At 64.9% G+C, this 15,606-nt stretch carries 15 protein-coding genes; 14 read left to right on the top strand and 1 reads right to left on the bottom strand.

The window, feature by feature from the left end:
* Positions 1–314: 314 nt before the first annotated feature.
* From XI03_RS17035 to fabZ, 11 genes are all read left to right on the top strand, one after another.
* Complete coding sequence (locus tag XI03_RS17035; RefSeq protein WP_028141512.1) at positions 315–1,310, top strand: 30S ribosomal protein S2; 996 nt, start codon at positions 315–317, stop codon at positions 1,308–1,310.
* Positions 1,311–1,442: 132 nt separating this feature from the next.
* A complete protein-coding gene (gene tsf, locus XI03_RS17030) occupies positions 1,443–2,366 on the top strand; it encodes a translation elongation factor Ts (RefSeq protein ID WP_028141513.1) in 924 nt (307 codons plus the stop codon).
* 61 nt (positions 2,367–2,427) lie between these two features.
* The gene (gene pyrH, locus XI03_RS17025) at positions 2,428–3,144 is read left to right on the top strand and encodes a UMP kinase (RefSeq protein ID WP_028141514.1); all 717 of its coding nucleotides are present in this window, start codon (positions 2,428–2,430) and stop codon (positions 3,142–3,144) included.
* A gap of 70 nt (positions 3,145–3,214) precedes the next feature.
* Positions 3,215–3,778 (top strand): ribosome recycling factor, encoded by a 564-nt coding sequence (gene frr, locus XI03_RS17020; RefSeq protein ID WP_028141515.1) that lies wholly within the window; start codon positions 3,215–3,217, stop codon positions 3,776–3,778.
* A gap of 11 nt (positions 3,779–3,789) precedes the next feature.
* Positions 3,790–4,548, top strand: a complete 759-nt coding sequence (locus tag XI03_RS17015) for an isoprenyl transferase (RefSeq protein ID WP_095424070.1) — start codon at positions 3,790–3,792, stop codon at positions 4,546–4,548.
* Positions 4,545–5,387, top strand: coding sequence for a phosphatidate cytidylyltransferase (locus XI03_RS17010; RefSeq protein WP_038949772.1), 843 nt, complete (start codon positions 4,545–4,547; stop codon positions 5,385–5,387). Before XI03_RS17015 ends, XI03_RS17010 begins: the two co-directional genes overlap by 4 nt.
* Positions 5,388–5,391: 4 nt before the next feature.
* Positions 5,392–6,615 carry a 1-deoxy-D-xylulose-5-phosphate reductoisomerase gene (gene dxr, locus XI03_RS17005; RefSeq protein ID WP_271592741.1) on the top strand — a complete coding sequence of 408 codons (1,224 nt, stop codon included), beginning with the start codon at positions 5,392–5,394 and terminating at the stop codon, positions 6,613–6,615.
* A gap of 44 nt (positions 6,616–6,659) precedes the next feature.
* The gene (gene rseP / locus XI03_RS17000; protein WP_038949774.1) at positions 6,660–7,811 is read left to right on the top strand and encodes an RIP metalloprotease RseP; all 1,152 of its coding nucleotides are present in this window, start codon (positions 6,660–6,662) and stop codon (positions 7,809–7,811) included.
* 177 nt (positions 7,812–7,988) lie between these two features.
* Positions 7,989–10,517 carry an outer membrane protein assembly factor BamA gene (bamA, locus tag XI03_RS16995; protein ID WP_028141520.1) on the top strand — a complete coding sequence of 843 codons (2,529 nt, stop codon included), beginning with the start codon at positions 7,989–7,991 and terminating at the stop codon, positions 10,515–10,517.
* 125 nt (positions 10,518–10,642) lie between these two features.
* Entirely contained in the window at positions 10,643–11,710 is a 1,068-nt protein-coding gene (lpxD, locus tag XI03_RS16990) for a UDP-3-O-(3-hydroxymyristoyl)glucosamine N-acyltransferase (RefSeq protein WP_271592740.1), read from the top strand.
* Positions 11,707–12,168: a 3-hydroxyacyl-ACP dehydratase FabZ gene (gene fabZ / locus XI03_RS16985; RefSeq protein WP_035702330.1), complete on the top strand. Its 462-nt coding sequence runs from the start codon at positions 11,707–11,709 to the stop codon at positions 12,166–12,168. Before lpxD ends, fabZ begins: the two co-directional genes overlap by 4 nt.
* Before the next feature lie 25 nt (positions 12,169–12,193).
* Here fabZ and XI03_RS16980 read toward each other — a convergent pair whose 3' ends face one another.
* Entirely contained in the window at positions 12,194–12,517 is a 324-nt protein-coding gene (locus XI03_RS16980) for a KTSC domain-containing protein (RefSeq protein WP_271592739.1), read from the bottom strand.
* Positions 12,518–12,692: 175 nt separating this feature from the next.
* Here XI03_RS16980 and lpxA point away from each other — a divergent pair, with 175 nt between their 5' ends.
* From lpxA to lpxB, 3 genes are read left to right on the top strand one after another with little or no spacing between them, the layout of a single operon-like run.
* A complete protein-coding gene (gene lpxA / locus XI03_RS16975; protein ID WP_271592738.1) occupies positions 12,693–13,484 on the top strand; it encodes an acyl-ACP--UDP-N-acetylglucosamine O-acyltransferase in 792 nt (263 codons plus the stop codon).
* A 19-nt stretch (positions 13,485–13,503) separates the two neighbouring features.
* Entirely contained in the window at positions 13,504–14,361 is an 858-nt protein-coding gene (locus XI03_RS16970; protein WP_271592743.1) for an LpxI family protein, read from the top strand.
* Positions 14,358–15,536, top strand: coding sequence for a lipid-A-disaccharide synthase (lpxB, locus tag XI03_RS16965; RefSeq protein WP_271592737.1), 1,179 nt, complete (start codon positions 14,358–14,360; stop codon positions 15,534–15,536). Before XI03_RS16970 ends, lpxB begins: the two co-directional genes overlap by 4 nt.
* The last annotated feature ends 70 nt before the right edge of the window (positions 15,537–15,606 follow it).

Here is a 15,606-nt window from a genome sequence, read left to right as displayed (position 1 = left end):
CGCCCCGCACCCCCACCGCCGGCGGCCAAGAAGTGCCCGCCGAACCAGCCCAGGTGCTAGTCAAGTGTTAGTCACGTGCTAATCAAGTGCTAGTCGGGCGTTAGGGAGCGGCCCGGTCTCCAGGGAAAGGGCCTCTCGCGGGCGAAATCCGCCCCCGAAAGGCCCTTATTTCCTTGCTTCTGGCCGAAATGGCGCTATACAGCGCCGCATCTCACACGGAAGCATGGCTCACAAGGCCGTCCGGTGGCAGCCGGGGCGACAACGCTCCGTTTTGCTCACACGCTTCCGGAGGAACCAACCGGAGAACTAGAACGATGGCGCTACCCGATTTCACCATGCGTCAGCTGCTTGAAGCTGGCGTGCACTTTGGTCACCAGTCTCACCGCTGGAATCCGAAAATGGCTCCGTTCATTTTCGGCGCTCGCAACAACATTCACATCGTCGACCTCGCGCAGACCGTGCCGATGCTGCACACGGCCTTGCAGGCGGTCAGCGACACCGTCGCCAAGGGCGGCCGCATCCTGTTCGTCGGCACCAAGCGCCAGGCGCAGGACGGCGTCGCGGACGCTGCCAAGCGCTGCGCGCAGTATTTCGTCAATTCGCGCTGGCTCGGCGGCACGCTGACCAACTGGAAGACGATCTCGGCCTCGATCAAGCGCCTGCGTCACCTCGACGACGTGCTGTCGGGCGGCGATGCCAGCTCCTACACCAAGAAGGAGCGTCTGACGCTTCAGCGCGAGCGCGACAAGCTCGACCGCTCGCTCGGCGGCATCAAGGACATGGGCGGTCTGCCCGACCTGATCTTCGTGATCGACACCAACAAGGAAGACATCGCGATCCAGGAAGCCCAGCGGCTCAACATCCCGGTCGCCGCGATCGTCGACACCAATTCGGACCCGAAGGGCATCACCTATGTGGTGCCGGGCAATGACGACGCCGGCCGTGCGATCGCGCTTTATTGCGACCTGATCGCGCGCGCTGCCATCGACGGCATCTCCCGCGCTCAGGGCGATTCGGGCATCGACGTCGGCGCCTCGGCCCGTCCGCTCGCTGAAGAGCTGCCGGCGGCTTCGTCGAGCGGCTTCCAGGGCCTCGCAGGTCCGCGCGGCACCGCCGACGACCTCAAGAAGCTCCCGGGCGTGTCGGGTGCGATCGAGAAGAAGTTCAACGACCTCGGCATCTTCCACTTCTGGCAGCTCGCCGAGCTCGATCACGACACCGCGCACACGATCGGCGAAGAAGTCGGTCTGCCGAGCCGTGCGGACGCCTGGGTGGCCAAGGCCAAGGCGCTGACCGCGGAAGCGGAATAGTCAAGAGAGCGATGGGTTGGCCGGACAAGATCCGGCCACCATTTCAGTTGACGCGAATCCCTGAGATGGACCGCGGCGGGGCGCTTCGATGCCACGCCGCGGCGAACCAGCAGGCACAAAGGATTTTCAACGATGGCAACGATCACAGCTGCGATGGTCAAGGACCTGCGCGAGTCGACCGGCGCGGGCATGATGGACTGCAAGGCCGCGCTGACCGAAAACGACGGTAACATGGAAGCGGCGCAGGATTGGCTGCGCAAGAAGGGCCTGTCCAAGGCTGCCAAGAAGTCGGGCCGCGTCGCGGCCGAGGGCCTGATCGGCGCCCTGACCAAGGGCACCAAGGGTGTCGTGGTCGAGGTCAACTCCGAAACCGACTTCGTCGCGCGTAACGGCCAGTTCCAGGGCCTGGTCAAGATGGTCGCCCAGGTCGCATTCGACGCCGGCTCCGATGTCGAGAAGATCAAGGCCGCCAAGGTCGGCGACGTCACGGTCGAAGCCGCCATCAATGACGCGATCGCCACCATCGGCGAGAACATGACGCTGCGCCGCGCAGCTTCGCTCGAAGTGAGCCAGGGCGTGGTGTCGAACTACGTCCACGGCGCGGTCGTCGAGGGCGCCGGCAAGATGGGCGTGATCGTAGCGCTGGAATCGCCCGGCAAGGCCGACGAGCTCGCAACGCTCGGCCGCCAGATCGCGATGCACATTGCCGCCGCGAACCCGCTGGCGCTCGATCCGTCCGGCCTCGATCCGGCGGTCGTCAAGCGCGAGAAGGACGTGCTCGCCGACAAATATCGCCAGCAGGGCAAGCCCGAGAACGTGATCGAGAAGATCGTCGAGTCCGGCCTCAAGACCTACTACAAGGAAGTCTGCCTGCTCGAACAGGCCTTCATCCACGACACCGGCAAGTCGGTGGCGCAGGCGTTGAAGGAAGCCGAGGGCAAGGTCGGCGGGGCCCTGAAGATCGCCGGCTTTGTGCGCTATGCTCTTGGTGAGGGAATCGAGAAGCAGGAAAGCGACTTCGCGGCCGAGGTCGCTGCGGCCAGCGGCAAGAAGTAAGCGCCGGAACACCTCCTTCCGGCGTGCCGCCGGAAGCGGCGCCCGGACAAGGAAAGTGCTCATGTCTGATCCGGTCTATCGTCGCGTCGTGATCAAGCTGTCCGGCGAATATCTCGCGGGACAGCAAGGCTTTGGCATCGATCAGCCGACCGTCGACCGGGTTGCGGACGACCTGATTGCGGCCCGCAAGCTCGGCACCGAGGTCGCGGTCGTGATCGGCGGTGGCAATATCGTGCGCGGCGTCGAGGTCTCCGCCCGCGGTGTGTCGCGCCCGACCGGCGACACCATGGGCATGCTCGCCACCATGATGAACTGCCTCGCGCTGGAAGCGGCGATCGAGCGCAAGGGCACGCCGGCGCGCACGCTGTCGGCCTTCGTCATGCCCGAGATTTCCGAGCTGTTCACCCGCACTGCGGCGCACAAATATCTCGCCGAGGGCCGGATCGTGCTGCTTGGCGGCGGGACCGGCAATCCGTTCTTCACCACCGATACGACCGCGGTGCTGCGCGCCGCCGAGATCGGCGCCCAGGCGGTTCTGAAGGCCACCAATGTCGACGGCGTCTACTCGGCCGATCCGAAGAAGGATCCGGCAGCCACGCGGTTTGACCGGCTGACCCATTCGCAGGCGATCGAGGGCGGCTACAAGGTGATGGATGCGACCGCCTTCGCGCTTGCCCGCGAGACGTCTCTGCCTATCATCGTATTCTCGATCGCGGAGCCGGGTTCGATCGGCGCGATTCTACGTGGCGTCGGCCACGGAACCATTGTCGCCGGCTGACCGCTCATCTGTCGCGCGCCTTCAGGGAAGGTCGCGGGAGCGGTCGCCGGGATCTTGAAGGAGAAACGTGATGTCCACGGGTACTTTCGACCTCAACGAAGTGAAGCGCCGCATGCAGGGCGCCGTCCAGTCCCTCAAGCACGAGCTCGGCGGCCTGCGGACGGGGCGCGCTTCCGCCTCGATGCTCGATCCGGTGCAGGTCGACGCCTATGGCAGCCACATGCCGCTCAACCAGCTCGCCACCGTCAGCGTGCCGGAGCCACGCCTGATCTCGGTGCAGGTCTGGGACAAGTCGATGGTCAAGGCGGTGGAGAAGGCGATCGTCGATTCCAACCTCGGCCTGTCGCCCGCGACCGAAGGCCAGGTGCTGCGCCTGCGCATCCCCGAGCTGAACGAGGAACGGCGCAAGGAACTGGTGAAGGTCGCGCATAAATATGCGGAGGCCGCCAAGGTTGCCGCGCGCCACGTCCGCCGCGATGGCCTCGACGTTCTCAAGAAGCTCGAGAAGAACCACGAGATGTCCGAGGACGACCAGAAGCGCCACGCCGACGAGGTGCAGAAGGCGACCGACGGTACGATCACGGAAATCGACCAGTTGCTGGCCGCCAAGGAAAAAGAAATCCTCACCGTTTAAGGCCACCTTCAATGTCCAACGCCGCCGCGCCCGCAACGGAAGGACCCGACCGGTCCGAGGCGCCCGCGCACGTCGCTATCATCATGGATGGCAATGGGCGCTGGGCGGCCGCGCGCGGTTTGCCGCGTGCGGAGGGGCATCGCCGCGGCGTCGAGGCTCTGCGCCGCGTCGTGCGTGCCTCGCACGAGCTCGGCATCCGCTACCTCACCATCTTCTCGTTCTCGTCGGAGAACTGGTCGCGGCCGGCGAGCGAGATCGGCGATCTCTTCGGCCTGCTCCGCCGCTTCATCCGCAATGATCTTGCCAGCCTGCATCGCGACGGCGTCAAGGTCCGCATCATCGGCGAACGCGATGGGCTCGAGAGCGACATCTGCGCGCTGCTCAACGAGGCCGAGGAGCTGACGCGTGACAACACGCGCCTCACGCTCGTCGTCGCCTTCAATTACGGCTCGCGGCAGGAGATCGCGAAGGCGGCGCAGAAGCTCGCGCGCGAGGTCGCCGAGGGCAAGCGCAATCCCGATACGATCGACGCCGAGACGCTGGGAGCGCATCTCGATGCGCCCGACATTCCCGATCCCGATCTCATCATCCGCACCAGCGGCGAGCAGCGCCTGTCCAATTTCCTGATGTGGCAGGCGGCCTATAGCGAGCTCGTGTTCGTGCCGATCCACTGGCCCGATTTCGACAAGGCGGCGCTGGAAAGCGCGATCGCCGAATTCGCCAGGCGCGAGCGCCGTTTCGGCGGCCTGGTCGCGAAAACCGCCTCGTGAGCGAACAAGACGCCGCACCGGCGGGCGCCAAGCCTGCCCCGAGCAATCTGGTGATGCGGGTCCTCGCAGCGCTGGTGCTGGCGCCGCTGACCATCGCGGTCGCTTATGCCGGCGGCTGGTTGTGGGCGCTGCTCGTCACCCTGGTGTCGATCGGGCTGTTCGCGGAATGGCTGACGGTGGTGGGCGCGGGCTCGGCGGCGCTGACCGGGGCAGGGACGATCGTCATCGCGATGATGGGGGCTGCGGTCGCTTTTGGCGGGCTCAAGACCTCCGTCATCGTCGGCCTCGTCGGCGGCGCGATCGTGACGCTGATCGCGCGCGGCAAGTTCATCTGGGCTGCGACGGGCTTTGCTTATGCAGCGGCAGCGCTGCTGGCCTCGATCCTGGTGCGAAAGGATCTCGTCAACGGCTTCTCCGCGCTGATGTTCGTGCTGCTGGTGGTGTGGGCGACCGACATCGGCGGCTATTTTGCCGGTCGCAGCATCGGCGGGCCGAAGCTCTGGCCGCGCGTGAGCCCGAAAAAGACCTGGTCCGGGGCGCTGGGCGGCTTCGTCGCAAGCCTTCTGGTTGCGGTGGGCTTTGCGGCTTGCGGGTTCGGAAAGATGGGGCCATTGCTGCTGGTCAGCGCCATCCTTTCGGTGGTGTCGGCATTGGGCGATCTGTTCGAATCCGCGGTCAAGCGGCGCTTCGGTGTCAAGGATTCCAGTCACTTAATTCCCGGCCATGGCGGGCTTATGGACCGCCTGGACGGTTTTGTCGCCGCCATCCTGGCGGCATGGATTATCGGCTTTCTCCGCCATGGTGTGCATAGCGCCGGAAGCGGTCTTATGGTTTGGTGAGGATATGAGCGCGGTCCCATTGCGTAATAACAAGGCTGCGGCGTCCAGCGTCCGCAGCGTCACAGTTCTCGGCGCTACCGGCTCGATCGGCGACAGCACGATGGATCTGCTGCGCGCTTCGCCCGAGCGCTATCGCGTCGAGGCGCTGACGGCGAACGGCAATGTCGAAGCGCTGGCAAAGCTCGCGAAGGAATTTTCCGCGCGCTTCGTCGCGATCGCCGACACCTCCAAGCTCGCCGAGCTCAAGGCCGCGCTCGCCGGGACCAGCACCGAATGCGGCGCCGGCGAGAGCGCGGTGATCGAGGCCGGCGCGCGTCCGGCCGATTGGGTGATGGCGGCCGTGAGCGGCGCTGCCGGATTGAAACCGGCGCTGGCGGCGGTCGATCGCGGCGCGCATGTGGCGTTGGCCAACAAGGAATGTCTGGTCTGCGCCGGCGATTTTTTCATGCAGCGTGCGGCCAAGGCCGGCGCCTGCATCCTGCCGGCCGATTCCGAGCACAATGCGCTATTTCAGGCCTTGGCGTCCGGGAATCGCGATGAATTGGTCCGCGTCATCATCACGGCGTCGGGTGGCCCGTTCCGCACCTGGAAGCCGGCCGACATCGAGCAGGCCACGCTCGAGCAGGCTCTGAAGCACCCGAACTGGAGCATGGGCCAGAAGATCACGATCGATTCGGCGTCGATGATGAACAAGGGGCTCGAGGTGATCGAGGCGTCCTATCTGTTCGCGCTCGCGCCCGACGAGATCGACGTCCTGGTGCATCCGCAGTCGATCATCCACGGCATGGTCGAGTTCTCCGACCGTTCGGTGATGGCCCAGCTCGGCGCGCCCGATATGCGCACGCCGATTGCGCATTGCCTCGGCTGGCCCGACCGGATCAAGGGGCCGGCGGCCAAGCTGGACCTCGCCAAGATTGGCCAGCTGACCTTCGAGGCACCGGACTTCGAGCGCTTCCCCGGATTACGGCTGGCTTTCGATTCGCTCCGGACCGGGAAGGGGGCGACCACCGTCTACAACGCGGCCAATGAGGTCGCGGTCGCCGCCTTCATTGCCGGCAAGATCCGGTTCGGCGCGATCGCCCGGCTGGTGGAGGCAACATTGGATGACTGGATCCGCAGCGGGAACCAGGCGCCCCTGACGTCGGCCGATGATGCAATCTCTGTTGACCATGTTGCTCGAAATAGAGCTGCCGCCCTATTGCCTCAAATTGCCTTAAAGGCATCCTAGATGGTTCGGGGCCAGGGCCTTGCGGCGCTGGATGAGGGAATTCGATGATCGACTTTTTTGTCCATAGTTTCAATACGTTGAGCCATGGGCTCCTCGGCTACGCGGTTCCCTTCCTGTTCGTCCTGACGATCGTCGTGTTCTTCCACGAACTCGGCCATTTCCTGGTCGCGCGCTGGGCGGGCGTTCGCGTGTTGACCTTCTCGCTCGGTTTCGGACCTGAGCTGGTCGGTTTCAATGACCGCCACGGCACCCGCTGGAAAATCTCGGCCATCCCGCTCGGCGGCTACGTCAAGTTCTTCGGCGACGAGAGCGAGGCCTCGACCCCCTCGGCCCAGACGCTCGCGGCCATGACGACCGAGGAGCGCGCCGGCAGCTTCCACCACAAGAAGGTCGGCCCGCGCGCCGCCATCGTCGCGGCCGGACCGATCGCCAATTTCATCCTGGGCGCGCTGATCTTCGCGGGCATGGCGCTGTATTACGGCAAGCCGAGCACGATCGCGCGGGTCGATGGCGTCGTCGCCGATGGCGCCGCGGCTGCGGCCGGCTTCAAGATCGGGGACGTCGTCGTCCAGATCGACGGCAAGCCGATCGAGAGCTTTGCCGACATGCAGCGAATCGTTGCGATGAATGCGGGTTCGGCGCTTGCCTTCCAGGTGAAGCGGGACGGCGCCATCGTCTCGCTGACCGCAACGCCGGCGCTGCTCGAGCGCAAGGATCCGTTCGGCAACAGCCACCGTCTCGGTGTGCTCGGTGTGGAGCATAAATCTCAGGCCGGCGAGGCCTCGACCGCCCCGGTGGGCATCGGCGAGGCGCTCAAGATCGGGGTTGAGCAGGTCTGGTTCATCATCACCAGCACCTTCAAGTTCCTGGGCTCTCTGTTCGTCGGAAACGGCAATCCGAACGAGGTCAGCGGGGTTCTGGGCATCGCGAAGATGTCGGGGCAGGCGGCCAGCGCCGGGTTCCAGTTCGTGATCAATTTGTGCGCGGTGCTGTCGGTGTCGATCGGCCTGCTGAACCTGTTCCCGATCCCGCTGCTCGATGGCGGCCACCTGATGTTCTATGCGGCGGAGGTCGTCCGCGGCCGACCCCTGTCCGAGCGGACTCAGGAGATGGGGTTCCGAATCGGGCTCGGTTTAGTGCTGATGTTGATGGTGTTTGCGACCTATAACGACATCCTGCGGATGGCGGCATCTTGATGGAGGCTTTTTTGTGGCGTTGCTGATGAGCAACGTCTTGGAATGAAATTGAAATTACGGCGCTTTCGGCCGTTTGCGGCGTCGGTGAAATTGGCTACAAGCGGCCTGAACTTGGGGAATCTTCCAGACCGGCGTTGGGGTTGGGTCTGGCTCGGAATGATAAGGGCGCGTTGCGCGATGAAGTTTGGACTGCGACTCCGGGGGGGCTTGCTCGCAACCCTGATCATGTTCGGCGCGCCGGTGATTGCCCCGGTCGGGGCTGTTTTTGTGTCTTCGTCTGCGCTCGCTCAGACCGTGCAGTCGATTTCCGTCGAAGGAAATCGCCGGGTCGAGGTGGAGACGATCCGCTCCTATTTCAAGCCGGGTCCGGGCGGGCGCCTGGATCAAGGCGCCATCGACGACGGCCTCAAGGCCTTGATCGAGACCGGCCTGTTCCAGGACGTGAGAATCAACCGCGGCGGCGGCGGCCAGATCGTCGTCTCCGTGGTGGAAAACCCGGTGATCGGCCGGATCGCCTTCGAGGGCAACAAGAAGATCAAGGACGAGCAGCTCACCACTGAAGTCCAGTCCAAGGCGCGCGGCACCTTCTCCCGCGCCATGGTGCAGTCCGACACGCTGCGAATCGCTGAAATCTATCGCCGGTCCGGCCGCTACGACGTGCGCGTCACGCCCGAGGTCATCGAGCAGCCGAACAACCGCGTCGACCTCATCTTTACGATCGAGGAGGGCGCCAAGACCGGCGTCAAGTCGATCGAGTTCGTCGGCAATGTCGCATTCTCGTCCTATCGCCTCAGGGACGTCATCAAGACCCGCGAATCGAACCTGCTGAGCTTCCTGGCCAGCGGTGACATCTATGATCCCGACCGCGTCGAAGCCGACCGCGACCTGATCCGCCGCTTCTATCTCAAGAACGGTTTCGCCGACGTCCAGGTGGTGGCCGCGCTCACCGAATACGATCCGGAGAAGAAGGGCTTCAACGTCACCTTCAAGATCGAGGAAGGATCGCAGTACCGCGTCGGCGCGCTCGACTTCCGCTCCAGCATTCCGAACTTCGATCCCTCGTCGATGCGCGCCTATTCGCGCGTCAATGTCGGCTCGCTCTACAACGTCGAATCGGTCGAGAAGTCGGTCGAGGAGATGCAGATCGAGGCCTCGCGCCGCGGCTACGCCTTCGCCGTGGTCCGGCCCGGCGGCGACCGCAATTTCGAGGCGCACACCGTCTCCGTCGTGTTCAACATCGACGAAGGTCCGCGCACCTATATCGAGCGCATCAACCTGCGCGGCAACACGCGTACCCGCGATTACGTGATCCGCCGCGAGTTCGACATCTCCGAGGGCGACGCCTACAACCGCGCCCTGGTCGACCGTGCCGAGCGGCGCCTGAAGAACCTCGACTACTTCAAGAGCGTGAAGATCACGACGGAGCCGGGCTCGTCGAGCGATCGCGTGGTCCTGATCGTCGACATGGAAGAGAAATCGACCGGCGACTTCTCGATCTCGGGCGGTTACTCCACCACCGACGGCGCGCTGGCCGAAGTCTCGATCTCCGAGCGCAACCTGCTTGGCCGCGGTCTGTTCGCCAAGGCGTCGGTGACCTACGGCCAATATGCACGCGGTTACTCGCTGTCGTTCGTCGAGCCGTATCTGCTCGACTACCGCGTCGCGCTTGGCCTCGACCTCTATCAGCGCCAGCAGCTGTCCAACAGCTACATCTCCTACGGCACCAAGACGCTCGGCTTCTCGCCGCGCCTCGGCTTCTCCTTGCGTGAAGATCTGGCGCTGCAGCTGCGCTACTCGATCTACCAGCAGGAAATCACGCTGCCGTACTACCTGGCGAACTGTAACAACAATCTGGGTACGTCGGCCTTCAATCCGAGCCCGGCCTTCGTCAATGCCAATGGCGGCGTTCCGGATCTCAGCTCGACCAACGGTCTCGGCTGCTACAGCGACGGCGAAGCTTCGCTGCCGGTGCGCAGGGAGCTCGCCAACGGCAAGACCCTGACCTCGGCGCTTGGCTATACGCTGACCTACAACACGCTGGACAACAACAAGAACCCCACCGACGGTCTGCTCGTCGACTTCCGTCAGGATTTCGCCGGCGTCGGCGGCGACGTCTCCTACCTGAAGTCCGTCATCGATGCGAAGTACTATACTCCGCTGGTGTCTGACATCGTCGGCCTCGTCCGCGTGCAGAGCGGCATGCTGAACAAGATGGGCAGCGATCTGCGCATGCTCGATCACTTCCAGATGGGTTCGAACCTCGTCCGCGGCTTTGCCCCGAACGGCATCGGCCCGCGCGATTTGAACCCCTTCGGTACGCAGGACGCCCTCGGCGGCACCAAGTACTGGGGCGCTTCGCTCGAACTGCAGATGCCGTTCTGGTTCCTGCCGAAGGAAGTGGGTCTGAAGGGCGCGGTCTATGCCGATGCCGGCGGCCTCTACGACTATAAGGGACCGACCGGCTGGACGACGACCAACGAAGTCAATGTACCGGGCTGCATCCCCTCGAGCATCAATCCGTCGTCTGCGGGCACCTGTACCGGCCTCGTCTACGACGACAGCAAGGTCGTCCGCTCGTCGGTTGGTGTCGGCCTGATCTGGCAGTCGCCGTTCGGTCCGCTGCGCTTCGACTACGCCGTGCCGCTCAGCAAGGGCAAGTACGATCGCACGCAGGAGTTCCGGTTCGGCGGCGGCACCACGTTCTAATTCGATCAGCACGGCACGATCCGGATCACTGGAACCGGTTTCCGAAAGGGATCGTGCCGATCCAAGAGATGGAGCATGATGCGGCTCGACCGCTTCATGCCGAAGCCGGACCGCGACGGGGTGGAATGGCGCAGCCGACCTTCTTCACAAAGCCGCCTGCCTCAACGTTGGCTGACATTGCCACGCTGACCAAGGCGCAGCTGGTCGATCCCGCCAGGGGCGGCCACATCATCACGGGCCTTGCTTCGCTTGACGAAGCGGGCCCGATGCATCTGGCGTTCTTCGACAACCTCAAATACGCCGACGAGATCAAGGCGACCAAGGCCGGCGCTTGCCTGGTGAGCACGCGCTTCGAGCCCCAGGTGCCCGCGCACGTGGCCGTGCTGCGGGTGGCGCAGCCGTTCCGGGCCTTTGTCAGGATCGCGCGGGAATGGCACGGCGAAGCGCTGAGGCCCCAATCCTGGGTCGGCAATGACGGCATCGCGCCGTCGGCGATCATCGATCCCTCGGCCCGGCTCGAGGACGGCGTGATCGTCGATCCCCTGGCCGTGATCGGCCCGGATGTGGAGATCGGGAGCGGCACGGTGGTCGGCGTCGGGGCGGTGATCGGGCCCGGCGTCAAGATCGGCCGGGACTGCAATGTCGGCGCGCGCACCGCGATCCAGTGCGCCCTGATCGGCAACAATGTGCTGATCCATCCCGGCTGCTCGATCGGCCAGGACGGCTACGGCTTCATTTTTTTCGGCCCCGAGGGCCATCTGAAGGTGCCTCAGACCGGGCGGGTGCTGATCCAGAACGATGTCGAGGTCGGCGCCGGGACCACGATCGACCGCGGCAGCTTGCGCGACACCGTGATCGGCGAAGGCACGAAAATCGACAATCAGGTCCAGATCGGTCACAATGTCACGATCGGCCGGCATTGCCTGCTGGCCGCCCAGATCGGGCTCGCCGGCAGCCTGTCCATTGGCGACAACGTGGCACTCGGAGCGAAGGTTGGCATCAACAACCACCTCAAGATCGGGGACGGGGCCCAGGTGACCGCGATGAGCGGCGTCAAGGACGACATCCCGCCGGGCGGACGCTGGGGTGGTTTTTTCGCCAAGCCGACCAAACAATGGTTCAAGGAGATCATCGCGGTGGAGCGCTTGGTACGCGACAGCAGGGCTGATCCGAAGGATGAGGGACGGGAATGACGGAGGAATCACCTGTTAAGTTCGAGCTGGTGGACATCAATGCCATCCTCCAGACGCTGCCGCACCGTTTCCCGATGCTGCTGATCGACCGCGTGATCAACATCCGGGCCGACTACAGCGGCATCGGCATCAAGAACGTCACCTTCAACGAGCCGGCCTTCCAGGGGCATTTCCCGGAGCGACCGGTCTATCCCGGCGTCATGATGATCGAGGCGATGGCGCAGACCGCGGGCGTGATCGGCATCAAGTCGGTCGAAGGCACCGAGAAGCCGCGGGCGGTCTATTTCCTCACCATCGACAAGTGCAAATTCCGCAAGCCCGTGCTGCCGGGCGATACCATCGAGTATCACATGCGCTCGCTCGGCCGCCGCAAGGCCATGTGGTGGTTTCACGGCGATGCCAAGGTCAACGGGCAGGTGGTCGCGGAGGCCGACGTCGGCGCCATGCTGACGGACTGAGCGGCACGCGGCCCTCGCGACGGGCTCACGCGCCGCAATCGTAGCGGCCGCCAGGAGCCTCGCGCTTAATGTTTTGGTTGAAGAACTGACCCATGGATGGCGCGCTCAGGAGACGGTCGGCGGTCTCGGCCGCGACGCCGCAATAGCGCGCATAGCCGCCGCCAGTCGCGACGACGAGGTCGTGATGCGCGCGGTCGTAGCAGACCCGCTGAAGCACAGTGCTGCGGCTGATGTCGCGGCATTCGAATGTCGCGAGGTCGATGCGGCGGCGTTCGCCGGTCTCGACCGTCTCGGACACGATCGGTGCGGCCGCGAGCTGTGCGAGCAGAAGTGCCAGGGCCCTGACCATGAAAGCTGAAGCTCCGCATGAAGTTGTTGAGGAGCCGGGACGACCGCCTCATCCGGCACTTGAAACCGGCAGAGATGATACGTCACTGGACAGATCGGGCATAGTCGCGCTAACCACCGGAAATCTGAGCGACTTCAACGCATAACCAGACCTTCTTGAAGAGTAAGATTGCTTGATGAGCAAGATTGATCCCACCGCACGGGTCGCGGACGGCGCCGTGATCGGCGAGGGCACCGAGATCGGGCCCTATTGCATCATCGGCCCGAATGTCGTGATCGGCGCGAACTGCAAGCTGATTGGGCATGTTACCGTCATCGGCCATACGTCGATCGGGGACGGCGGCGTGATCTCGCCGTTCGTGGTGCTCGGCGGCGCGCCCCAGGATCTCAGCTACAAGGGCGAGCCGACGAAGCTCGAGATCGGCTCTGGCTGCGTCATCCGCGAAGGCGCGACGATGAATGTCGGCACCATCAAGGGCGGCGGTCTGACGCGCGTCGGCAACGGCGGCTACTTCATGAACAACAGCCATGTAGGCCATGACTGCATGGTCGGCAACAACGTGATCTTTGCGACCTCGGCGACGCTCGGCGGCCACTGCGAGATCGGCGACGCCGTCTATATCGGCGGCCTCTCCGCAGTGCACCAGTTCACGCGCATCGGCCCCTACGTGATGGTCGGCGGGGTCTGCGGCGTACGCGACGATGTCATCCCGTATGGGCTCGTTAACGGCCAGTATGCGGTGCTCGAGAGCCTCAACCTGATCGGCATGAAGCGGCGCAAGTTCACCAGGCAGCGGCTTGCGACGGTGCGCGGATTCTACCAAAAGCTCTTCCATGGGCCCGGCACATTCGCCGAGCGGTTAGAGGCGTCCAGGCCGCTTGCGGGCGAAGATCCGGCGATCGCCGAAATCCTCGACTTCATCGGCAAGGGCAAGCGCCCGCTCTGTCTTCCTGCCATTGCGAAGTGATTTTGGGATGGCCGCGGACATGACATCGGCGGCGTCGGACATCTCATCGCCGGTCGGCATCGTCGCCGGCGGCGGCGCGATGCCGTTCGCAGTCGCCGACTCGCTTGCCGCGCGCGGCATCACGCCGGTGCTGTTTCCGCTGCGCGGGGCCTGCGATCCCGCGCGGGTGCAGAAATTCCGCCATCGCTGGATCTCGGTCGGCCAGCTCGGCCGCGCGATGCGACTGTTCCGCGAGGAGGGCTGCCGCGACCTGATCTTCATCGGCACCTTGGTGCGGCCCTCGCTCTCCGAGATCCGGTTCGACGTCAAGACGATGCGGCTGCTCGGCAATGTCATCCGCGCCTTTCGCGGCGGCGACGATCATCTCTTGTCCGGCGTCGGCCGCATCCTCGAGCAGGACGGCTTTCGCATGGTCGGCATCAAGGACCTCGCCCCCGATCTCCTGATGCCCGAGGGCTGCATCAGTCGCGCCTGGCCCAGCGATACCAGCAAGACCGACATCGCGCGCGGCCGTGCGGTGCTGACTGCGCTCGGTCCGTTCGACATCGGCCAGGCTGCGGTGGTGATCGACGGCCATGTGGTCGCGGTCGAGGACATCGAGGGCACCGATGCGCTGCTCGCGCGCGTCGCGCGGCTGCGCGAGGAGGGGCGCATTCGCGCGGCCGCCGGCCGCGGCGTGATCGTGAAGGCGCCGAAGAGCGGCCAGGATCTGCGTTTCGACCTGCCGACGATCGGCCCGCGCACCATCGAGGGCGTCGCGGCGGCCGGCCTTGCGGGCCTCGCCGTCATCGCCGGCAACACCATCGCCGCAGAGCCGCAGGCGATGATCGCTCTCGCGGACGCCAAATACCTCTTCGTCATCGGTCTGCCGGCGTGATGCAGTCGCGCGATCCCAAGCGCAAGATCTTCCTGATCGCCACGGAGGAATCCGGCGACCGGCTCGGCAGTGCCTTGATGAAGGTCCTGCGCCAGCGTCTCGGCGACGGCGTGCAGTTCGTCGGCGTCGGCGGACGTACCATGGCGCGCGAAGGGCTGGAATCGCTGTTTCCGATCGAGGAGCTGTCAATCGTCGGATTTGCCGCGGTGGTGCAGCAATTGCCGAAAATTCTGCGGCTGATCCGCGAGACGGCCGACGCCGTGGCCGACGCCGCGCCGGACGCGCTCGTCATCATCGACAGCCCCGATTTCACCCATCGCGTCGCCCGCCGCGTGCGCGCGAAGAATCCTGCGATCCCGGTCGTCGATTACGTCTCGCCGCAGCTCTGGGCGTGGCGGCCGGGGCGGGCGCGGACCATGCTCGGTTATGTCGACCATGTGCTCGGTCTGCTGCCGTTCGAGCCGGAGGAATACCGCAAGCTCGGCGGACCGCCATGCAGCTATGTCGGCCATCCCTTAGTCGAGCAATTGCCCTCGCTGCGGCCGAACGCGGAGGAGCAGGCACGTCGCGACGGCGAGCCGCCGGTGCTTTTGGTGCTGCCCGGCAGCCGCCGTAGCGAGGTCAGGCACCATCTCGATGTCTTCGGCGGAGTGCTCGGCCGCTTGCAGGCGGAAGGCCACGCCTTCGAACTGATACTGCCGACCATGCCGCATCTCGAGGCCACCATCCGCGAGGGTATCGCGAGCTGGCCGGTCAAGCCAAGGGTCGTGACCGGCGAGAACGAGAAGCGCGCCGTGTTCCGCATCGCGCGTGCGGCGCTGGCCAAATCCGGTACGGTGACGCTGGAGCTCGCACTGTCGGGTATTCCAATGGTGACGGCCTATCGCGTCGGTGCGATCGAGGCCTTCATCCTGCGCCGCGCGATCCGCGTCTCCTCGGTGATCCTTGCCAATCTCGTGATCGGCAAGGATGTCATTCCGGAGTACCTGCAGGAGGAGTGCACGCCGGAGAAACTGGCGCCGGCACTCGCCGAGGTGCTGACGGATTCGCCGCTGCGCAAGCAGCAGGTCGAGGCCTTTGCCCGGCTCGACCAGGTCATGTCGACCGGCAACAAATCGCCAAGCGTGCTCGCCGCCGACATCGTGCTCGAGACGATGCGCAAGGGACGGCGGTAACGGAGGTCTCGTAGGGTGGGCAAAGGCGCGTCGCGCCGTGCCCACGATTCGTCGCGATGAGAAGAATTCG

This window comes from Bradyrhizobium sp. CCBAU 65884 (assembly GCF_028128835.1).
GTDB lineage: Bacteria > Pseudomonadota > Alphaproteobacteria > Rhizobiales > Xanthobacteraceae > Bradyrhizobium > Bradyrhizobium ottawaense.
This window is presented reverse-complemented; position numbering and strand designations above follow the sequence as displayed.